Source organism: Nonomuraea sp. B208, from assembly GCF_057536035.1.
Genome location: NZ_BAAJOU010000025.1, coordinates 430,455 through 449,395, shown reverse-complemented (window position 1 = coordinate 449,395; position 18,941 = coordinate 430,455). Strand labels below are relative to the sequence as shown.

Sequence of the window (18,941 nt, the reverse complement as noted above, 5' to 3'; positions counted from 1 at the left end):
ATGGCAACCGTACCGCCGCTACTTTGTGCATCGGTTCACAAAGGGATTAACCTGAAAGACGGTTCTAATCCGTCCCCGCGGCTCCCCGCCGCCCGTCCCCTGGAGCTCCGGCGCGTGAAGAGCACGTCCCAGCCCCGTGACCGAGGCATCCCCGAGGCGACGGTCGCGCGGCTGCCGCTGTACCTGCGGGCGCTGCACGGCATGGCGGAGCGGGGCGTGGCGACGGTCAGCTCCGAGGACCTCGCCGTGGCCGCTGGGGTCAACTCCGCGAAGCTGCGCAAAGATCTGTCACACCTCGGCTCCTACGGCACCAGGGGCGTAGGCTATGACGTCGAGTACCTCGTCTACCAGATCTCCCGCGAGCTGGGCCTGACGCAGGACTGGGCGGTCGCCATCGTCGGCGTCGGCAACCTCGGCCGCGCGCTGGCGAACTACGGCGGGTTCGTCTCACGCGGCTTCCGGGTGGCGGCACTGATCGACGCCGACCCCGAAGTCGTGGGCGACACCATAGCGGGGTTGAATGTTGAGCACATCGACGAACTGGAAGCCGTCGTCAAACGGCGTGGAGTCTCGATCGTGGTTCTGGCGACACCGGCGGAAGCGGCGCAGGCGGTCTGCGATCGCGTGATCGCCGTGGGCGTGACCAGCATCCTCAACTTCGCCCCCGTCGTGCTCTCCGTGCCGGACACCGTCGACGTCCGTAAGGTCGATCTATCCATCGAACTGCAGATTCTCGCGTTCCACGAGCAACGCAAAGCTGGAGGGCCACTCATGGCGGTGGACAGTCAATGAGCATCCTGGCCGTCGGACTCAGCCACCGCACCTCGCCGGTGGCGCTGCTTGAACGGGTCTCACTCACCGGCGACCGGCTGGTCAAGCTCCTCCACGACGTCCAGCGGGACGCGTCCGTGGCCGAGGCCATGGTGGTGTCGACCTGCAACCGGGTGGAGATCTACGTCACCGTCGACCGGTTCCACGCCGCCCTCACGGCCGTGACCGGGCTCCTCGGCGTGCACACGGGCGTCCCGGTCGAGGAGCTCACCCCGCACCTCTACGTGCACTACGAGGAGCGCGCGGTCGAGCACCTGTTCTCCGTGGTGTGCGGCCTCGACTCGATGGTGGTCGGCGAGGGCCAGATCCTCGGCCAGGTACGCCAGGCGCTCAAGCTCGGCCAGCGCCAGGGCACCGTGGGCGCCACGCTCAACGAGCTGGTGCAGCAGGCGCTGCGGGTCGGCAAGCGGGCGCACACCGACACCGGCATCGACCAGGCCGGGGCCTCCCTCGTCACGGCCGGGCTGGCGCTGGCGGGCGAGATCGCGGGCCGGCGGGCGCTGGTCGTCGGCGCGGGCTCCATGAGCTCGCTGGCGGCCGTCACGCTCCAGCGCGCCGGGGTCACCGACATCGTCGTGGCCAACCGCACGTACGAGCGGGGCGCCCGGCTGGCCGCCAACGTCGGCGGCCGGGCCGTCGAGTTCGCCGCCATGCCGGCCGAGCTGGCCGCCGCCGACATCGTGATCACCTGCACCGGAGCGGGCAGGCACATCATCACGCCGGATATGCTGGGCGGACCCACGTTCCTGCTGGACCTCGCGTTGCCGCACGACGTCGACCCGGCCGTGCGCCGGGTGCCGGGGGTCCGGCTGGTCGACCTGGAGACGATCCAGGAGTCCGGCATCGGCTCGCGGGAGGTCGACGCGGTCGCGTCCGTGCGCGCCCTGGTCGTCGAGGAGCTTCGCGCCTACCTCGACGCCGAGCGCGCCGCCAAGGTCACCCCGACCGTGGTCGCGCTCCGCAGCAAGGCGGCGGGGGTGGTCGAGTCCGAGCTCGGCCGGCTCCTGATGCGCGTGCCCGACCTCGACGCCCGGGCGCGCGACGAGGTCGCGATGACCGTGCAGCGCGTCGTGGACAAGCTGCTCCACGAGCCGACTGTGCGTGTCAAGCAGCTGGCGACCTGCCCGGGAGGCGATCATTATGCGGAGGCGCTGCGTGAGCTGTTCAACCTGGACCCGAAGATGCCCGAGGCCGTGAGAGAGGTGGAGCTGTGACGCCCGAACCCCTCCGGCTGGGCACGCGCCGCAGTCAGCTGGCGACCGCCCAGTCCCAGATGGTGGCCGACGCCTACACCGAGCGCACCGGCCGCGCGATCGAGCTCGTCGGGGTGACCACGTTCGGCGACGTCACCAAGGCGCATCTCGCGCAGCTCGGCGGCACCGGCGTGTTCGTCAGCGCGCTGCGCGACAAGCTGCTCGACGGCGAGATCGACTTCGCCGTGCACTCGCTGAAGGACCTGCCCACCAAGCAGGACCCGCGCTTCGTCCTGGCCGCGCTCCCGGCGCGCCACGACCACCGCGACGCGCTGATCGCGCACGCCAAGTTCGCCGACCTGCCGGCCGGGGCGCGCGTCGGCACCGGCTCGCCGCGCCGCGTCGCCATGCTGAGCGCGCTCCGCCCCGACCTCGAATACGTCCCGATCCGCGGCAACGCCGACACGCGCATCGCCAAGGTCACCTCCGGCGAGCTCGACGCGGTCGTGCTGGCCACGGCCGGGCTCGACCGGCTCGGCCGCGGCGCCGAGATCGCCCAGATCTTCGAGATCGAGGAGCTGCTGCCGGCCCCCGGCCAGGGCGCGCTCGCGGTCGAGTGCCGCGCCGACCTGACCGAGCTCGTCGCCTTCCTCGGCGTGCTCGACGACCCGCGCACCCGCTCCGCGGTGGCCGCCGAGCGCGCCGTCCTGTCCGCCCTGGAGGCGGGCTGCGCCGCGCCCGTGGGTGCGTACGCGGTCGATGACGGGCACACTCTGAACCTGACCGCCACGGTCGTCGCGCTCGACGGCCGCGAGGCGGTCCGCAAGTCCGCCGCCGGCTCTCCTTCGGAGGCTGTCAGCCTGGGCCGCCGCCTCGCGGCCGAGATGATCGCCGAAGGGGCCGACAGATTGATGGGGGAGCATTCCCATTGAGCTCCGATAGTCCAACCTCCGGTCTCGTCGCCTTCGTGGGCGCGGGCCCCGGCGACCCCAACCTGCTCACGCTCCGCGGCGCCGAGCTGCTCGGCAAGGCCGACGTCGTGGTGCTCGGCGAGGAGGCGCACCGCGCGCTGCTGCGTCATGCCCGCGAGGGCGTGCAGGTCGTCGAGGCCGACGACGCGCTGACGGGTCTCGTCAAGCGCGCCAAGGACGGCGGGCTCGTGGTGCGCCTGTGCCCCGGCGACCCCATGCTGTTCTCCTCGATCACCGAGGAGGCCGCGGCCTGCGCCGCGGCGGAGGTGGACTTCGAGGTCGTGCCCGGCGTCCCGCCCGCGACCGCCGTGCTCACCTACGCGGGCATCCCGCCGGCGACGGCCGTGCCCGAGTTCCGCGTCGTGGACGCCGCGCAGGAGCAGGACTGGTCCTCCCACGCCGCCTGCCCCGGCACGCTGGTCATCTACAACGGCATCGGCGAGGCCGTGTCCATCGGCAAGGCGCTCATCGCGGGCGGCAAGCCCGACACGACGCCGGTCGCGGTCAGCAGCGGCGGCACCACCACCGAGCAGTACACCGTCGTGTCCTCGCTCGGGCGGCTGCAGGCCGACCTCAAGCACGCCGGGTTCACCGAGCCCGCGCTGATCGTCGTCGGCGAGGCCGTGGGGCTGCGCGAGAAGCTGTCGTGGTTCGAGACCAAGCCGCTGTTCGGCTGGCGGGTGCTGGTGCCCCGCACCAAGGAGCAGTCGCGGAGCCTGTCGGAGCAGCTCGTCTCCTACGGCGCGGTGCCCGAGGAGGTGCCGACCATCTCGGTCGAGCCGCCGCGCACCCCGCAGCAGATGGACCGCGCCATCAAGGGCCTGGTCACCGGCCGCTACGAGTGGGTGGCCTTCACCAGCGCCAACGCCGTCAAGGCCGTGCGCGAGAAGTTCGAGGAATACGGCCTCGACGCCCGCGCCTTCGCCGGGCTCAAGGTGGCCGCGGTCGGCGAGGCGACCTCGCGCGCCCTGGTCGAGTTCGGCGTCAAGCCCGACCTGCTGCCCTCGGGCGAGCAGTCGTCCGAGGGGCTGGTGGCCGAGTGGCCGCCGTACGACTCGATGCTCGACCCGATCAACCGGGTGCTGCTGCCGCGCGCCGACATCTCGACCGACACGCTGGTGGCCGGGCTGACCGAGCTCGGCTGGGAGTGCGACGACGTCACGGCCTACCGCACCGTGCGGGCCGCGCCGCCGCCCGCGCCGATCCGCGAGGCGATCAAGGGCGGCGGCTTCGACGCCGTGCTCTTCACCTCCTCCTCCACGGTGCGCAACCTCGTGGGCATCGCCGGCAAGCCGCACAACGTCACCGTGATCGCGGTCATCGGGCCGCAGACGGCCAAGACCGCCGAGGAGTTCGGGCTCCGGGTGGACGTCATGGCCGACAAGCCATCCGCCTCCGCGCTGGCCGCCGCCGTGGCCGAGTACGGAGCCAAGCAGCGCCAGGCTGCGCTGGCCGCGGGCGACACGCCCCGCAGGCCCTCGCAGAACCGCCGTGGCGCGAGAAGGAGAGCCAGATGAGCGCACGCTTCCCCGTGGCGCGTCCCCGCAGGCTGCGCGGCACTCCCGCGCTGCGGCGGATGGTGGCGGGCACCAGGATCGACCCCGCCGACCTGATCCTGCCGGTGTTCGTCAAGGAGGGCATCGCCGAGCCGCAGCCGGTGGTGTCGATGCCGGGCGTGTTCCAGCACACCTCCGACTCGCTGCGCAAGGCGGCCCACGAGGCGGCCGAGGCGGGCCTGGGCGGGCTGATCCTGTTCGGCATCCCGGCGGTCAAGGACGCGCGCGGCTCGGCCGCCGACGACCCCGACGGCGTGCTCCAGAAGGCGCTGCGCGAGGTGAGCGCCGAGGTCGGCGACGCGCTCGTGGTCATGGCCGACACCTGCCTCGACGAGTTCACCGACCACGGGCACTGCGGCATCCTGACCCCGTCGGGCGATGTCGACAACGACGCCACGCTGGAGCGCTACGCCTCCGTCGCGGTGGCCCAGGCCGACGCGGGCGCGCAGATGATCGCGCCGAGCGGCATGATGGACGGCCAGGTGGCCGCCATCCGCGCCGCGCTCGACGGCGCCGGCCACGCGGGCGTGCCGATCCTCGCCTACTCGGCGAAGTACGCCTCCGCCTTCTACGGCCCGTTCCGCGACGCCGCCGAGTGCGCGCCGCAGTTCGGCGACCGCGCCACCCACCAGCAGGACCCCGCGGGGCCGCTGGAGGAGGCGCTGCGCGAGGTCCGGCTCGACCTGGCCGAGGGCGCGGACGCCGTCATGGTCAAGCCCGCCCTGGCCTACCTCGACATCATCGCCGCCGTCCGCCGCGAGGTGGACGTGCCGGTCGCCGCCTACCAGGTGAGCGGCGAGTACGCGATGGTCGAGGCGGCCGCGGCCAACGGCTGGGTGGACCGCGAACGGACGATCATGGAGTCGCTGGTCGCCATCAAGCGGGCCGGCGCCGACCTGATCCTGACCTACTGGGCCACCGAGGTGGCACGGACGCTCTAACCAAGGGGTTTCCCGTCAACTCGTGAGGCCTGTGCGTTAGAGTGCGATGACAAGTGCTGGTGTGTCCCGCGTGAGCGAACGCCCGCCCGGAGCCGGGACCTCTTCAGGCGCGGGATTCGACGGGAGACACCAATGGTGGGGGTACCTCTGGCTCGGCGTACCAAAAAGCGGGCGCGGCCGTCGCGCATCGCGACCGTGCTCGACTACGCCGCGATGGGCTGGCCCGTGGTGCCGGGCGCCTATCCGCTGCCCGCGGGGCCGCGGGCGTGCTCGTGCGACCGGCTCGGCTGTCCCGACCCGGGCGCCCATCCGCTCTCCCCGGCCTGGCCGCTGCTCGCCACCACCGACCCCGCGCAGCTGTCCCGCTGGTGGCAGGCCGAGCCCGAGGCGGGTGTGATCCTGCCCACCGGCCGCGTCTTCGACGTCTTCGACGTACCGCTCGCCGTCGGCCTCACGGCGCTCACCAGGATCGACGAGGCAAGTGCCCACTCCGGCCCGGTCGCCGCCCAAGGCGACCGGGTCTTGTTCTACGTGGCCACCCGCGGCAACCCCGAGGACGAGGACGAGTGGTGGTCCTGCCACCTCGACTGCGACCCGGCCGCCATCGACGACACGCCGGGCCTGCGCTGGCACTGCCGCGACAGCTACGTGCTCGCGCCGCCCTCGCACCTGCCCTTCGGCCGGCAGGTCTCCTGGCTGCGGCCCCCGGACGGACGGCCGCTGCCCGACCCGCTGCGCATCCTGGAGTGGCTCGCCGACTGAGCGGCCCCTCGCCCTGGGGCGGCCCCTGGCCCGACTAACCTGGTCGGGTGAGCCGCATAGAGACATCCGAGGACCTGTTCGCCCGTGCCCGCCGGATCGTGCCGGGAGGCGTCAACTCCCCGGTGCGCGCGTTCGGCGCGGTCGGCGGCACCCCGCGCTTCATGGCCGCCGGCCAGGGCCCCTACATCACCGACGTCGACGGCAACCGCTACGTCGATCTGGTGTGCTCCTGGGGGCCGATGATCCTCGGCCACCGCCACCCCGCGGTCGTCGAGGCGGTCTCCGAGGCGGTCGCGCACGGCTTCTCGTACGGCACCGCCACGCCAGGCGAGGTCGAGCTGGCCGAGGAGATCGTCTCCCGGGTGGCGCCGGTGGAGAAGGTGCGGCTGGTCAGCTCGGGCACCGAGGCCACGATGAGCGCGGTGCGGCTGGCGCGCGGCTTCACCGGGCGGTCCAAGGTGATCAAGTTCGCCGGGTGCTACCACGGGCACGTGGACGCGCTGCTGGCCTCGGCCGGGTCGGGCGTGGTGACCTTCGGGCTGCCGGACACGCCGGGCGTCACCGGGGCGTCGGCGGCGGACACGATCGTGCTCCCGTACAACGACGTGGCGGCCGTCGAGGAGGCGTTCGCCCAGGCCGACATCGCGTGCGTGATCACCGAGGCGTGCCCGGCCAACATGGGCGTGGTGCCGCCGCGCGACGGCTTCAACCAGCGGCTGCGCGAGCTGTGCACGGCCCACGGGGCGCTGCTCATCGTGGATGAGGTGCTGACCGGCTTCCGCGTCTCGGCGGCCGGCTGGTACGGCCTCGACCCGGTCGAGGCCGACCTGATGACGTTCGGCAAGGTGATGGGGGGCGGGCTGCCGGCGGCGGCGTTCGGCGGCCGGGCCGAGGTGATGGCCTACCTCGCGCCGGAGGGGCCGGTCTACCAGGCGGGCACGCTGTCGGGCAACCCGCTGGCCTGCGCCGCCGGTCTGGCGACGCTGCGGGCGCTGGACGAGGCGGCGTACGCGCGGGTGGACGCCGCGGCGCTCGCGGTGGGCGACGCCGCCGCGCAGGCGCTGGGCAAGGCCGGGGTGCCGCACCGGCTCCAGCGGGCCGGCAGCCTGTTTTCGATCTTCTTCACCGATGCCGAGGTGACGAACTTCGCCGAGGCGAAGACCCAGGACACCAGTGCGTTCACCGCGTTCTTCCACGCGATGCTGGACCAGGGGGTCTACCTGCCGCCGTCGGCGTACGAGGCGTGGTTCCTGTCGGCCGCGCACGACGACGAGGCCATCGAGCGGATCGTCGCGGCGCTGCCCGCCGCCGCCGAGGCGGCCGCGACGGCGCGGTAGCGCGGGGCGGCGCTCAGCGGGCGGGCTTCTGGTAGCGGATGCGCTGCTCGCGAGCCTGCTCGGCGAGCTCCTTGAGGTACGAGGGACCGGCGGGCTGCTGCTTCTTCGACTTGATGATTCTCATGCATCTATTTTCATCTGCTACACAATCAACCACAAGCGAGACTTTCTACGCTAAACCCTTTAGTCTGGCTTACATGTTGGACCTGAACCGCCTCAAGGCTCTGCACGCTGTGCACGTCTACGGCTCGGTCGGCGCGGCGGCGGACGCGCTCATGGTCACCCCCTCGGCCGTGTCGCAGCAGATCGCCAAGCTGGAGCGCGAGACCGGCGCCCGGCTCATGGAGCGCAACGGCCGCGGCGTGCGGCTGACCGACGCGGCCGGGCTGCTCGCCGAGCACGCCGAGCGCATCCTCGCCCTGGTCGAGACGGCCGAGGCCGACTTCGAGGCGCTGCGCGGCGAGGTCGTCGGCCGGCTCAACGTGGCGGCCTTCCCCACCGCTGCCCGCGGCCTCATGCCGCAGGCCCTGGTCGCGCTCCGCGGCCGCCATCCCGACCTGTGGATCCAGCTCAGCGAGCGCGAGCCCGAGCGGGTCGTGCGCGACGTCGCCAGGGGAGAGCTCGATCTCGGCATCGTCCAGGACTGGCTCAACCGGCCCATGGCGCTGCCCGACGGCCTGTCCAGGGCCACGCTGCTGGACGACGTCGCGGACGTGGCGATACCCGCCGGGCACCCGCTGGCCGGCTCGCGCGAGATCGAGCTGGCCGCCCTCCACGGCGAGCGCTGGGTCAGCTCCACGCCCGGCACCGTGTGCCACGACTGGCTCGTGTACACGCTGCGCAACGCCTCGCTGGAGCCGGAGATCGCCTGCCTGGCCGACGAGTACCCGACCCAGCTCGCGCTGGTCGCCGCCGGGCTCGGCTGCGCGATCGTGCCGCGGCTCGGCCGCTACGTGCCCGAGGGCGTCGCCATGGTGCCGATCAGGCCGCGGCAGGCCCGCCGCATCTACGCCGTCTGGCGCGCCGACGCGGCCCGCCGCCCGGCCATCAGGGCCCTGGTCGACACCCTGATGGAGGTCAGCAGGGAGCAGGAGAACGCCTGGGCCGTGAAGTGAGCGACTAGCTCAGGGCGATCGCCACGACGCCGCCCAGGATCACCCCCGACGCCAGCAGCCGGCGCGCGAGATCGCCCTCGGCCAGCAGCCGCCCGCCCAGCACCACGGCGATCAGCACGCTGATCTCCCGCGCCGGCGCGACCACGGTGACCGGCGCCATCGTGAACGCGATCAGCACCAGCAGGTACGACACGAAGATCAGCACCGCCGCCCCGGCGATCCGCCACCGGTGCTCCCGCCACACCGGCGCGACCAGCTCCCGCCGCGTGGCCAGCACGACCGGCGCGAGCACCAGCGCCCGCCCGACCTCGCCCAGGTAGAGGAGCGCCAGCGGCGCCACCCCGAAGGGCCCCACCACCTGCGAGTCCCACACCGTGTACCCGGCGATGAACAGCCCGACGACCAGCCCGGGCGCCACCGAGCGCAGATCGGCGCGGCCCGCGCCCCGGCCCAGCAGGAACACCCCCACGCCGACCAGCACGATCCCCGCCACGTTGGCGACCGACGGCCGCTCGCCCAGGAACAGCACCGCCACCAGGCTCGCCAGCATCGGCCCCGTGCCGCGCGCCACCGGGTAGACCATGGACAGGTCGCCGGTGCCGTACCCGCGCTGGAGCAGCAGGAAGTAGCCCAGGTGCAGGGCCATGCTGCCGCAGATCACCGCGAGGTCCGTCCAGGACGGCACGCCCGCCACCACCAGGTATCCCGCGAACAGCGGCGCCCACAGCGCCGCGCCGGCCACCGCCACCAGCCAGACGAAGACCACCCCGTCCGCCTGCGAGGAGCGCTTGCTCAGCAGGTTCCAGGTGGCGTGGGCGAAGGCGGCGACGAGCACGAGGAGGAGCGCCCAGGGACTCACCCGGGGACCCTATCCCGAGGCGAGCGGATAGGCTGTGCCCACCATGGCTGAAACGACCGTCGTCCACCTTCTGCGCCACGGTGAGGTGCACAACCCGAAGGGCATCCTGTACGGCAGGCTGCCCGGCTACCACCTGTCCGAGACGGGTCACCTCATGGCCGAGACGGTCGCCAAGGCGGTCGGCGGCCGTGACATCGTCGCCCTCTACAGCTCGCCCCTGGAGCGCGCGCTGGAGACCGCGGCCCCCCTCGCCGCCAAGCTCGGGCTGGAGGTCAGGCAGGACGAGCGCCTGCTCGAAGCGGTCAACCTGCTGGAGGGCCGGCCCGTCGCGCAAGGGGTCGGGCTGTTCCGCGACTGGCGCAACTACCGCTACTTCTGGAACCCGATGCGCCCGTCCTGGGGCGAGCCCTACCCGGTGATCGTGCGCCGGATGAAGTCGATGATCGACGACGCGCGGGCGGCGGCGCGCGGGCACGAGACCGTGCTCGTCAGCCACCAGTTGCCGATCTGGTCGATCAGGATGGCGGCCGAGGGCCGCCGGCTCTGGCACGACCCGCGCCGCAGGCAGTGCGCGCTGGCCAGCCTCACGACGTTCACCTTCGACGGTGACCGGCTCATCAGCATCGGCTACAGCGAGCCGGCCGGGTCGCTGGACACCGGGCCGTCCGTCCCGGGCGCCTGAGCCCGATGTCCGGATCGCCCGGACCCACCGGTAGAGTTGCAAGCTCTACCGGTTGTAGTACAAGGAGATCTTCCTCCGTGCGCGCCATGTCCCTCTCCCTCGCCCTGCTGGCCGTGCTGGCCGCGGGGTGCGCCGGCAATCAGAGCGGCCAGCCGGAGGCGGGCGACACCCGGTTCGTCGCCGGCGACGGGAAGATGCAGGTGTTCGCCGCCGCCGAACGCAAGCCCGCCCCCGCGGTCGAGGGCCCGACCCTCGACGGCGGCACCGCCTCGCTGGCGGCGCACAAGGGCAAGGTCGTGGTGCTCAACTTCTGGGCGTCCTGGTGCGGGCCCTGCCGGGCCGAGGCGCCGGTGCTCAAGGAGGTCGCGGCCAAGACCAAGGGCACCGGCGTCGAGTTCGTCGGCGTCGACTTCAAGGACCGGCAGGCCGACGCGCTCGCCTTCGAGCGCACCGAGCAGACCGGCTACCCGTCGATCTTCGACCAGCCGGGCAAGGTCGCGCTGGCCTTCCAGGGCACGGTGCCGCCCGCCGCCATCCCGTCCACGCTGATCATCGACAAGCAGGGCCGGATCGCCGCCCGCGCGCTCGGCGCCGTCAAGTACACCGACCTCATGGACACCGTCACCAAGGTCCGCGATGAATGACGTCGTCGCCTCGGGCTCGCTGCTGCTCGCCGTGCCGATCGCGGTGCTCGCGGGCGTGGTGTCGTTCCTGTCGCCGTGCGTGCTGCCGCTGGTGCCCGGCTACCTGTCGTACGTCACCGGCATGAGCGCCGACCCCAGGCGGGGGCGGCTGGTGCTCGGGGCGGCGCTGTTCGTGGCCGGGTTCGCGCTCGTGTTCGTGCTCAGCGGCGCGCTGTTCGGCGGGCTCGGCTCGGTCATGCTGGGCAACGCCGCGATCATCACGCGGGTGCTCGGGGTGCTGACCATCGTGCTCGGGCTGGCCTTCCTGGGGGTCATCCCGGGGCTCATGCGCGACGTACGGATCCACCGGCTCCCCGCGGCGGGGCTGGCCGGGGCGCCGCTGCTCGGCGTGGTGTTCGGGCTCGGCTGGACGCCGTGCATCGGGCCGACGCTGGCCGTGGTGCTGACGCTCGGGCTCAACGAGGGCAGCGCCGGGCGCGGAGCCCTGCTGGCCGTCGCGTACGCGCTCGGCCTCGGGCTGCCGTTCGTGGCGGCGGCGCTGGCCTACAGCAGGGCTCTGCGCACGTTCCGTGCCATCCGCAAGCACTCGCGCCTGATCACCAGGATCGGCGGCGGGATGATGGTGGCCGTCGGCGTGCTGCTGGTGACCGGTCTGTGGGGGGAGATGATCGCGGCCATGCAGGGTGTGATCGGCGCGTTCGAGCCGGTGATCTGATGAGCGTGCGGGAGCTGGAGCGCGAGCGGTCGCCCAAGCAGGCCGGGCTCGGCCCGGTGGGCTGGCTGCGGTGGGCGTGGCGCACGCTCACCTCGATGAAGACCGCGCTCATCCTGCTGTTCCTGCTGGCGCTCGGCTCGGTGCCCGGCTCGCTGATCCCGCAGCGCGGCGTCGACCCCGACAAGGTCGCCAGGCTCTACGACGAGAGCCCCGCCCTGGCCGAGTGGTACGACCGCCTCCAGCTCTTCGAGGTCTTCTCCTCCACCTGGTTCGCCGCGGTCTACCTGCTGCTGTTCACCTCGCTCATCGGCTGCATCATCCCGCGCACCCTGACCTACGTGCGCGAGCTGCGCCGCAAGCCGCCCGCCGCGCCGAAGAACGTCACCAAGCTGCCGCACGCGGCCGTCATCGAGGGCGGGCCGAGCCTGGACGAGGCCGCCAGGCGGCTGCGCGGGCTGCGCTTCCGCGTGGTCACCGGCGACGGCTGGATCTCGGCGGAGAAGGGCTACCTGCGCGAGACCGGCAACCTGTTCTTCCACGTCGCGCTGCTCGGCATCCTGTTCGCGATCGGCGTCGGCTCGCTCTTCGGCTACCGCGGCAACGTGCTCGTCGTCGAGGGCGACGGCTTCGCCAACACCGTGGCCGCCTACGACCGGTTCATGCCGGGCAACCAGGTGTCGGCCGAGTCGCTGGCGCCGTTCACGCTGCGGCTCGACGACTTCAACGTCTCCTACCAGGTGGCCGGTGAGAAGCGGGGGCAGGCGCTCGACTACACCGCCCACCTCACGGTCAACGACACGCCGGACGCGCCCGCCCGCGACGTCGACCTCAAGGTCAACACGCCGCTGGAGGTCGACGGCACGCAGACCTACCTCATCGGCAACGGCTACGCGCCGGTCTTCCGGGTGACCGACGGCAAGGGGCAGGTCGCCTTCGAGGGTCCTGTGCCCTGCCTGATCGAGGACAAGGCCACGATGACCTCGGGCTGCGTGGTCAAGGCCCCCGACGCGCAGCCGTCGCAGCTCGGCTTCCTGCTGCGGTTCCTGCCGACCAGCGTGCCGCTCACCGACGGCACCCACGCCTCCGCCTTCCCCGGCGAGCTCAACCCCGAGGTGCAGCTGCTCGGGGCGTTCTCCGGCGACCTCGGGCTGCGCAACGGGCAGCCGCAGTCGGTCTACGAGCTGGCCCCGCCGGAGACGCTGAAGAAGCTCAAGCCGCTGCTGATGGGCACCGCGGTGCCCAAGCCGCTCGCGGTCGGGCAGTCGGTCGAGCTGCCCGAAGGGGCGGGCAAGCTGGAGTTCACCGGCGTCAAGCAGTGGATGACGCTGCAGGTCGCCTACGACCCGGGACGGCTGCCCGCGCTGCTGTTCTCCGGTCTCGCGGTCGTGTCCATCGCCGCGTCGCTGCTGATCAGGCGGCGGCGGGTGTTCGTCCGGGTCAAGGGCGAAACGGTCGAGGTCGGGGGCCTCACCCGCACCGAAGGCTCCGCGGCGGGCTTCGCCGAGGAGTTCGCCGACATCGTCAAGGTTCTATCAGCAGGAGAGAAAGATGTCCGCTGAGCAACTCGCCGAGCTGAGCGACCTGACCGTCGTCGCCGCGGTCCTGCTCTACGTCCTCGCGATGATCGCCTTCGCGACGGAGCTGGCCTTCGGCCGCTACGTCGCGGGCAAGAAGGCAGCGGCGAGGGCCGCCCGTCCCGTCAGGCAGACGGTCACGGTCGGCGCCGCCGCCGACCAGGTCGAGGGCGCGGCTCCAGAGCCCGTGGCGTCCGAGGGCGCCCCGCCGTCGCGGCTGGCGGCCCGGGCCGGGACGGCCGGGCTGGCGCTGGCCTGGCTCGGCTGGGCCGCCAACCTGGCCGCCATCGCGACCCGCGGCCTCGCCGTCGGCCGCTGGCCCTGGGGCAACATGTACGAGTTCGTCGTGGCGCTCTGCTTCGCCGCCGTCACGGCGTTCCTGCTCACCCAGCTCCGCCACAACGTGCGCTTCCTCGGCGCGTTCGTCATGGTCACGGCCACGCTCGGGCTGGGCGCGGCGGTCAAGATCTTCTACACCGCCGCAGGGCCCGTGGTGCCGGCGCTGAACTCGTACTGGATCGCCATCCACGTCACGGCGGCCATCATCGCGAGCGGGCTGTTCGCGATGGCGGGCGTCGCGGGCGTGCTCTATCTGATGCGCGGTGACGGGATGTCGCGCCTGCCCTCCCGCGAGGACCTGGAGCGGGTGGCGCACCGGGCGATCGTGTTCGCCTTCCCGCTGTGGACGTTCGCGGTGATCGCGGGCGCGCTGTGGGCCGACCGCGCGTGGGGCCGCTACTGGGGCTGGGACCCCAAGGAGGTCTGGTCGTTCATCACGTGGGTGGCCTACGCGGCCTACCTGCACGCCCGCGTGACGGCCGGCTGGAGGGGCAAGGCCGCCACGATCGTGCAGCTCGTGGCGTTCGGCTGCCTGCTGTTCAACCTGATCGGCGTGAACATCTTCGTCGGCGGGATGCACAGCTACGCCGACGTCTGAGCCGGGGCCGGCCCCGGCTCGTCGAGCCGGGGTCGCTCAGTGCTGCTCGTCGCCGCCGCGCATGCGCCGGTCGAGGTCGCGCAGGAAGTCGGGGTCGTCGTCGGGACCCTTCGGCATGCCGGGACCGGGGGAGACCGACCAGACCTGCCGCTCGACCCGCGGGCGGCCGCGCGCCATCCAGATGAGCCCGCCGACCAGCGGAATCAGCACGACCACCATGATCCACATGGTTTTTGGTACGTTCCTGACCTCGTCTTCCGGGGTAGTGACGACGTCGAAGAGCGAGAAGAGCCAGAAGGCCAGCAGCGCCAGTCCGATGAGAACACCTGCCATGCCCGAACTGTAAGCCATCTGCGACGTGCTCGTGCTTCCCGATGTCCCATTTCGGGTGACTAGCAGAAGATCCCCGTCGTACGGTGGGAGCAGAAAACCGTGGAACCCACGGGGTTCCTCACTCGTTGAGGGGTGCGATGGCCTTTTCTCAGGACAAGGGCCGGCATCGCCGCGGCCGCTGGTGGCGGCGGGGGTCGTACCTCTTCTCCCGTAAGGCCGAGGCGCCGAGCGGCGCGGACCGTTCCTTCTGGTCCGGCGCGCGTGAGAGGCTCGGAGAAGCCCCGGAGGCCCGCACCGAGGCCCGGAAGCCCGAGGACGCCGCGCGAAGCCGCAGGCCGGGCGCTGAGCGGCCGGAACGTCGCTCCTGGCCCGGCGCCGACCAGCCGCCCGACCAGCGGAGCTGGGACGGGTTCGCGGTCCGCGAGCGCCACGAGCGCCTGTCCGCCGCCGTCGTCGAACGCCCTCGCTACACCTGGGACGACTTCGAGCTCGACGACCGCCCGCCGCGCGCCCAGCCGCACCGCCCCGACGCCCCGTCGCTGGGCGACGGCCTGCGCCACTGCGGGAAGCTGGAGTCCATCCTGCACCGCCAGTGGGACGCCAGGCTCGGCCCGCCGCCGCCCGACGTCGTCCGGGCCGTGGAGAGCCTGGCCCGGCTGCCCGACCGGCTCAAGGAGAAGCTGGCGGCCGGCCTGGAGGGCATCTACGTCGGCCCCGGCGGCGTCCCCGACCTCGACGACATGGGCTACTTACGCGGCGCTCCGCTGCCCTCGGGCCGGGCCACCTGGGACATCTGCGCCGGCGCGTACGGCGACCGCAAGATCGTCGTCGGTGACCGCCCCTCGCCGACCCCCGACGTGATGATGCACGAGGTCGGCCACGCCATCGACGACGTCGACTCCGCCTACGGGGCCTGGGTGTCGGACTCGCCGGAGTTCGTCGGCCTCTACGAGAAGGCCCGTCCGATCCTGGCCTCCGCCTTCCACCGGCAGGGCGGCGGGCTCGGCCGCAAGGAGTTCTTCGCCGACGCCTTCGCCGCCATCGCCTCCCGGCAGCGTCCGGCGCTGGTCGACATGCTCGGGGGTGACACGCGGATGGCGCTCGACGTCATGCTGTTCTTCAACCGGCGCTACGGAATCTAGGAGACTCGCTCATGTACGTCATCCGGCTCGCGGACGGCACCGTGCGCGTGCCGCAGAGCCTGGCCAGCGAGGACGGGCGGCTGATCGGCAACGCCTACGCGGAGCTGCGGCCCGGCGATCCGGACTACGAGCGGTGGCTGGCTGAGTCGCTGACGGAGGAGGAGCTGGAGACGCGCCGGGCGCGCTGGCGGGAGGAGAACGACGACCTGGAGCGCGAGTTCCTCGCGTTCAAGGCGCAGCAGGACGACGGCTGAGCCGAGGCCGCGTGTGCGGGGCCGCCGGACAGGCGCCAGCCACGGTCGGCGGTTGGCGCCGCCCCGTGCTTGCCGTACGGAAGTGGGCCGGGAAGCACGCGAACCTCAGAGGTCCCGCGGGCGGTGACCCTGCAGGATCACAGGATCACCGTCGTGACGGAACGTCAGACGCGCGGGGACTCCCCCGCCGGCCTGTCGGCCGTGAGAACGTCCTCGCCTCGGAGAAGGGCGTGCACTTCCGACTCGCGGAAGCGCCGGTGCCCTCCGGGGGTGCGGATACTGCTGATGCGGCCTGCCGCAGCCCAGCGCGTAACCGTCTTTGGGTCTACCCGGAAGAGGGCGGCAACCTCTCCTGGGGTCAGCAGACGCTCGCTGCTACTCTCCACCAATCTCTCCCCCTCGCATCCCGCTTCCTGCCAGCGGGCGGACAGGTAACCAGTGTGTCGAGCGAAGCCTGATTTATCCGTGGTTTTCGGAGAAGATCACGGGTTGTTATCAGCTGACTGCCCGATTGTTATATGATAGAGCCTCTTTGGGGCTCTCGTGGGTGTTTCTTTACGAAACTCCCTAACTGGGAACAGTAGCAGCGCTCGCGCCCGATGCGAAGAGCGACCGGGGGACAAGCCCGAGTAACCTCGAAGGCGTGCATCCCGTTGTCGTTTACACCGCCTCCCGCATCCTGCTGTTCCTCGTCACGCTCGGCCTCTTGGCGCTGGTCGGTCTGAGAAACCCGCTGGTCCTCCTCGTGGCGTCGTTCTTGATCAGCGGAGTGGCCAGCTATGTCCTGCTGTCCAAGCAGCGTGACGCCATGAGCGCGCGAATCAGCGACAGGCTCGACCAGCCGAAGCCGCAGGACGACTAGGGCAGGGGGAACATGCCAATCCGGGCATGGTACTCCCGTCCGAGTCTCGTTGTGTCGCTACCGACAAGTAGTCCGGTGGGTTGCGCGGAAAACGCCTTCACGCCGATGCCGCGCTCCCGGGTGGGATTCCAGCCGAGCGCCATTCCAGTGCTCGGATGAATGGCGCCGATGCCCGGCCGCGCGACCGCGCCGGGGCCGGCCGAGTCGCGTCCCTGCGGATTGTTCAGCCAGCGCTGGTGCCCGCCCACGTACACCGCGGCCCCCGTCACCGCGACCGCGTAGAGCGAGTCGCCGCCGGTCGCGTTGACCCAGGTGGGGCGGATGGCCGAGCCCTTGGCGAAGGTCTCGAAACGGGCCGCCGTGTCGCAGATCCCGCCCCTCGGGCCGCCCGTGGTGACCACCACGAAATAGCTGCCGTCGGGGGAGAAGTCGAGGCCGCGCACGTACGACGGGAACGTCTCCGCGCACTTCTGCGCGTAGGCGGCGGTCCGCCACGGCGCGACCCTGGCCACCGAGCCGGTCACGTCGATCAGCCCGAGCTGCGGCCGTGACTGCCCGTCGAGCGTGGTGAACGAGCCGTCCACCAGCAGCCGGCCACGGGCGAGCGCGAGCGCGTGCACCTTCACCTTCGGCGTCAGCGGCCCGCCCGGCCTGATGGCGAAGCCGGGGTCGGCGGCGCCCGTGGTGGCGTCGAGCCGGGCCAGCGCCTGGCGCGGGCCGGTGAAGTCGCCGCCGACGTAGAGGCTGCGGCCCTGCCGGGCGAGGGTGCTCACCGAGCCGCCGACGAGGTCGGGCGCGAAGCCGGGCACCACGGCGCCGTCGGAGAGCCGGACCTGGGCGAGGCCGCGGGCGCGGGCGTTGTTGACGCTCCAGAACTCGCCGCCGACGTAGACGGTGCCGTCGTCGCCGGCCGCGAGGCCGTACACGGGGCCGGGGACCATCGGGGCGAAGGCCGCCAGGACGCGGCCGGTCGGCAGGTCGAAGGCGAACAGGTTGTCGCGCGCCACGACCACTTTGCGCGCGGCGTCGCTCACCTCGCTGAAGGAGCCGCCGACGACGACGGTGCGGCCGACGACGGCGATGGCGTTGACGATGCCGTCCAGGACATGAGGGGTGTGATCGACCGGGTCGGCCGACACCACGCGGTCCTGTGCGACAGGACCGTGGGCGGCCGTGGCCGAAGCGATGATCGCCGCAAGGGCGACGCGGGCAAACATTCCTCAACAACTAGCAGACCCAGAGTAACGAGAGCGTCACTATCCGTTGATTGTCCCGAAAGCCATAAGCTTTCCCGCATGACGCGCGCTCAGTTGGACAAGCAGCCGGACGAGGTCGCCGCGATGTTCGATCGCACCGCCCGGCGCTACGACCTCGTCAACGACGTGATCTCCCTCGGGCAGGTGAGGCTCTGGCGCAAGGCGGTGGCCGCCGCCGTGGACGCCGGTCCCGGTGAGGTCGTGCTCGACCTGGGCGCGGGCACCGGCACCTCCACCGACACCTTCACCAGGCTCGGCGCCCGCGCCATCGCCTGCGACTTCTCGTTCGGCATGCTGAGCACCGGCGTGCGCCGGCACGGCGGCAACGCGCTGAGCGGCAAGGGGGTGCCGTTCATCGCGGGCGACGCGATGCGGCTGCCGTTCGCCGACGACACCTTCGACGCGGTGACGATCTCGGTGGCTCTGCGCAACGTGCACGACACCGAGCAGGCGCTGCGCGAGATGCTCCGGGTGACGAGGCCGGGCGGCCGGCTGGTGATCCTGGAGTTCTCGCACGTCACCGTGCCGGCGTTCGACCTGGTCTACCGCGAATATCTCATGCGGCTGCTGCCCAGGGTGGCCAAGGTCGTCGGCTCCAACGACGACTCCTACGAATATCTCGCCGAGTCGATCCGCGCCTGGCCCGACCAGCCCACCCTCGCGGGCGTCATCAGCAGGGCCGGCTGGGAGCGGGTGGCCTGGCGCAATCTGACGATGGGGATCGTGGCGATGCACCGGGCTTTCAAGGCGGTCTGACGGGCCGGCTGACACGAAATTTTCAGGAATAGTGCGGTCGATGGATTTCGTCCCCGTCCATGCCTCGCCGGTCACGCGTGACACGCCAACCCCGAGGATCACAGAACGGGTCCCCGACTGCCACTATGTACCCGAAAAGCAGTAGACTGCGGGCCGACAAGTTTGTGAAGGGGTTCACAAAGGAACGAAGGCGCCATACCCCGAGCCTTCGCGTGTGTAGG

At 71.8% G+C, this 18,941-nt stretch carries 21 protein-coding genes; 17 read left to right on the top strand and 4 right to left on the bottom strand.

Features of this window, described 5'->3' with window-relative positions; all coding sequences use genetic code 11:
- Nucleotides 1–114: 114 nt before the first annotated feature.
- The 8 genes from AC27IY_RS30330 (at nucleotide 115) to AC27IY_RS30295 (ending at nucleotide 8,706) form a co-directional block, all read left to right on the top strand.
- Complete coding sequence (locus tag AC27IY_RS30330; protein WP_329586937.1) at nucleotides 115–792, top strand: redox-sensing transcriptional repressor Rex; 678 nt, start codon at nucleotides 115–117, stop codon at nucleotides 790–792.
- Nucleotides 789–2,045, top strand: coding sequence for a glutamyl-tRNA reductase (locus tag AC27IY_RS30325; RefSeq protein WP_344208290.1), 1,257 nt, complete (start codon nucleotides 789–791; stop codon nucleotides 2,043–2,045). Before AC27IY_RS30330 ends, AC27IY_RS30325 begins: the two co-directional genes overlap by 4 nt.
- A complete protein-coding gene (gene hemC / locus AC27IY_RS30320; RefSeq protein WP_344208289.1) occupies nucleotides 2,042–2,956 on the top strand; it encodes a hydroxymethylbilane synthase in 915 nt (304 codons plus the stop codon). Before AC27IY_RS30325 ends, hemC begins: the two co-directional genes overlap by 4 nt.
- Before the next feature lie 35 nt (nucleotides 2,957–2,991).
- Entirely contained in the window at nucleotides 2,992–4,512 is a 1,521-nt protein-coding gene (locus AC27IY_RS30315) for a bifunctional uroporphyrinogen-III C-methyltransferase/uroporphyrinogen-III synthase (RefSeq protein WP_344208288.1), read from the top strand.
- Entirely contained in the window at nucleotides 4,509–5,492 is a 984-nt protein-coding gene (hemB, locus tag AC27IY_RS30310) for a porphobilinogen synthase (RefSeq protein WP_364458960.1), read from the top strand. Before AC27IY_RS30315 ends, hemB begins: the two co-directional genes overlap by 4 nt.
- 132 nt (nucleotides 5,493–5,624) lie before the next feature.
- Nucleotides 5,625–6,254, top strand: a complete 630-nt coding sequence (locus tag AC27IY_RS30305; RefSeq protein WP_344208286.1) for a bifunctional DNA primase/polymerase — start codon at nucleotides 5,625–5,627, stop codon at nucleotides 6,252–6,254.
- A 56-nt stretch (nucleotides 6,255–6,310) separates the two neighbouring features.
- On the top strand, nucleotides 6,311–7,591 hold the full coding sequence (hemL, locus tag AC27IY_RS30300; RefSeq protein ID WP_449947778.1) for a glutamate-1-semialdehyde 2,1-aminomutase: 1,281 nt from the start codon (nucleotides 6,311–6,313) through the stop codon (nucleotides 7,589–7,591).
- A gap of 197 nt (nucleotides 7,592–7,788) precedes the next feature.
- Nucleotides 7,789–8,706 (top strand): LysR family transcriptional regulator, encoded by a 918-nt coding sequence (locus AC27IY_RS30295; RefSeq protein WP_344208284.1) that lies wholly within the window; start codon nucleotides 7,789–7,791, stop codon nucleotides 8,704–8,706.
- 4 nt (nucleotides 8,707–8,710) lie between these two features.
- Here the strand turns inward: AC27IY_RS30295 and AC27IY_RS30290 are convergent, their stop codons facing one another.
- Nucleotides 8,711–9,565, bottom strand: a complete 855-nt coding sequence (locus AC27IY_RS30290; protein WP_487179975.1) for an EamA family transporter — start codon at nucleotides 9,563–9,565, stop codon at nucleotides 8,711–8,713.
- 43 nt (nucleotides 9,566–9,608) lie between these two features.
- On the opposite strand from AC27IY_RS30290, the gene AC27IY_RS30285 reads away from it, so the two are divergent.
- The 5 genes from AC27IY_RS30285 (at nucleotide 9,609) to ccsB (ending at nucleotide 14,117) form a co-directional block, all read left to right on the top strand.
- Entirely contained in the window at nucleotides 9,609–10,247 is a 639-nt protein-coding gene (locus AC27IY_RS30285; RefSeq protein WP_344208282.1) for a histidine phosphatase family protein, read from the top strand.
- A gap of 86 nt (nucleotides 10,248–10,333) precedes the next feature.
- Entirely contained in the window at nucleotides 10,334–10,891 is a 558-nt protein-coding gene (locus AC27IY_RS30280; protein ID WP_344209087.1) for a TlpA family protein disulfide reductase, read from the top strand.
- Entirely contained in the window at nucleotides 10,884–11,606 is a 723-nt protein-coding gene (locus tag AC27IY_RS30275; protein ID WP_344208281.1) for a cytochrome c biogenesis CcdA family protein, read from the top strand. The genes AC27IY_RS30280 and AC27IY_RS30275 overlap by 8 nt, the downstream gene beginning before the upstream one ends.
- The gene (resB, locus tag AC27IY_RS30270) at nucleotides 11,606–13,165 is read left to right on the top strand and encodes a cytochrome c biogenesis protein ResB (RefSeq protein ID WP_487179974.1); all 1,560 of its coding nucleotides are present in this window, start codon (nucleotides 11,606–11,608) and stop codon (nucleotides 13,163–13,165) included. Before AC27IY_RS30275 ends, resB begins: the two co-directional genes overlap by 1 nt.
- Nucleotides 13,155–14,117, top strand: a complete 963-nt coding sequence (gene ccsB, locus AC27IY_RS30265) for a c-type cytochrome biogenesis protein CcsB (RefSeq protein WP_487179973.1) — start codon at nucleotides 13,155–13,157, stop codon at nucleotides 14,115–14,117. The genes resB and ccsB overlap by 11 nt, the downstream gene beginning before the upstream one ends.
- A gap of 36 nt (nucleotides 14,118–14,153) precedes the next feature.
- On the opposite strand, the gene AC27IY_RS30260 is transcribed toward ccsB, so the two are convergent.
- Nucleotides 14,154–14,450 carry a PLD nuclease N-terminal domain-containing protein gene (locus tag AC27IY_RS30260; protein ID WP_344208278.1) on the bottom strand — a complete coding sequence of 99 codons (297 nt, stop codon included), beginning with the start codon at nucleotides 14,448–14,450 and terminating at the stop codon, nucleotides 14,154–14,156.
- Between the two features lie 137 nt (nucleotides 14,451–14,587).
- Here AC27IY_RS30260 and AC27IY_RS30255 point away from each other — a divergent pair, with 137 nt between their 5' ends.
- Together AC27IY_RS30255 and AC27IY_RS30250 are read left to right on the top strand one after the other, a co-directional pair.
- Nucleotides 14,588–15,592, top strand: a complete 1,005-nt coding sequence (locus AC27IY_RS30255) for a hypothetical protein (protein ID WP_487179972.1) — start codon at nucleotides 14,588–14,590, stop codon at nucleotides 15,590–15,592.
- An 11-nt stretch (nucleotides 15,593–15,603) separates the two neighbouring features.
- On the top strand, nucleotides 15,604–15,846 hold the full coding sequence (locus AC27IY_RS30250) for a hypothetical protein (RefSeq protein WP_487179971.1): 243 nt from the start codon (nucleotides 15,604–15,606) through the stop codon (nucleotides 15,844–15,846).
- 164 nt (nucleotides 15,847–16,010) lie between these two features.
- Here AC27IY_RS30250 and AC27IY_RS30245 read toward each other — a convergent pair whose 3' ends face one another.
- Nucleotides 16,011–16,232 (bottom strand): BldC family transcriptional regulator, encoded by a 222-nt coding sequence (locus tag AC27IY_RS30245; RefSeq protein ID WP_026214226.1) that lies wholly within the window; start codon nucleotides 16,230–16,232, stop codon nucleotides 16,011–16,013.
- A 257-nt stretch (nucleotides 16,233–16,489) separates the two neighbouring features.
- Here AC27IY_RS30245 and AC27IY_RS30240 point away from each other — a divergent pair, with 257 nt between their 5' ends.
- Nucleotides 16,490–16,708 (top strand): DUF4229 domain-containing protein, encoded by a 219-nt coding sequence (locus AC27IY_RS30240; RefSeq protein ID WP_423451335.1) that lies wholly within the window; start codon nucleotides 16,490–16,492, stop codon nucleotides 16,706–16,708.
- On the opposite strand, the gene AC27IY_RS30235 is transcribed toward AC27IY_RS30240, so the two are convergent.
- On the bottom strand, nucleotides 16,705–17,847 hold the full coding sequence (locus AC27IY_RS30235; protein WP_423477816.1) for a hypothetical protein: 1,143 nt from the start codon (nucleotides 17,845–17,847) through the stop codon (nucleotides 16,705–16,707). The genes AC27IY_RS30240 and AC27IY_RS30235 overlap by 4 nt on opposite strands.
- Nucleotides 17,848–18,003: 156 nt before the next feature.
- Here AC27IY_RS30235 and AC27IY_RS30230 point away from each other — a divergent pair, with 156 nt between their 5' ends.
- Complete coding sequence (locus AC27IY_RS30230; RefSeq protein WP_364458994.1) at nucleotides 18,004–18,720, top strand: demethylmenaquinone methyltransferase; 717 nt, start codon at nucleotides 18,004–18,006, stop codon at nucleotides 18,718–18,720.
- Nucleotides 18,721–18,941: the final 221 nt, after the last annotated feature.

Excerpts from the sequence above, each read along its gene's own strand:
- resB (WP_487179974.1), top strand. The coding sequence starts at position 11,606 with ATGAGCGTGCGGGAGCTGGAGCGCGAGCGGTCGCCCAAGCAGGCCGGG.
- AC27IY_RS30295 (WP_344208284.1), top strand. The coding sequence starts at position 7,789 with ATGTTGGACCTGAACCGCCTCAAGGCTCTGCACGCTGTGCACGTCTAC.
- AC27IY_RS30230 (WP_364458994.1), top strand. The coding sequence starts at position 18,004 with ATGACGCGCGCTCAGTTGGACAAGCAGCCGGACGAGGTCGCCGCGATG.
- AC27IY_RS30280 (WP_344209087.1), top strand. The coding sequence starts at position 10,334 with ATGTCCCTCTCCCTCGCCCTGCTGGCCGTGCTGGCCGCGGGGTGCGCC.
- AC27IY_RS30255 (WP_487179972.1), top strand. The coding sequence starts at position 14,588 with ATGGCCTTTTCTCAGGACAAGGGCCGGCATCGCCGCGGCCGCTGGTGG.
- AC27IY_RS30325 (WP_344208290.1), top strand. The coding sequence starts at position 789 with ATGAGCATCCTGGCCGTCGGACTCAGCCACCGCACCTCGCCGGTGGCG.
- AC27IY_RS30250 (WP_487179971.1), top strand. The coding sequence starts at position 15,604 with ATGTACGTCATCCGGCTCGCGGACGGCACCGTGCGCGTGCCGCAGAGC.
- AC27IY_RS30285 (WP_344208282.1), top strand. The coding sequence starts at position 9,609 with ATGGCTGAAACGACCGTCGTCCACCTTCTGCGCCACGGTGAGGTGCAC.
- AC27IY_RS30260 (WP_344208278.1), bottom strand. The coding sequence starts at position 14,450 with ATGGCAGGTGTTCTCATCGGACTGGCGCTGCTGGCCTTCTGGCTCTTC.
- AC27IY_RS30275 (WP_344208281.1), top strand. The coding sequence starts at position 10,884 with ATGAATGACGTCGTCGCCTCGGGCTCGCTGCTGCTCGCCGTGCCGATC.
- hemB (WP_364458960.1), top strand. The coding sequence starts at position 4,509 with ATGAGCGCACGCTTCCCCGTGGCGCGTCCCCGCAGGCTGCGCGGCACT.
- AC27IY_RS30305 (WP_344208286.1), top strand. The coding sequence starts at position 5,625 with ATGGTGGGGGTACCTCTGGCTCGGCGTACCAAAAAGCGGGCGCGGCCG.
- ccsB (WP_487179973.1), top strand. The coding sequence starts at position 13,155 with ATGTCCGCTGAGCAACTCGCCGAGCTGAGCGACCTGACCGTCGTCGCC.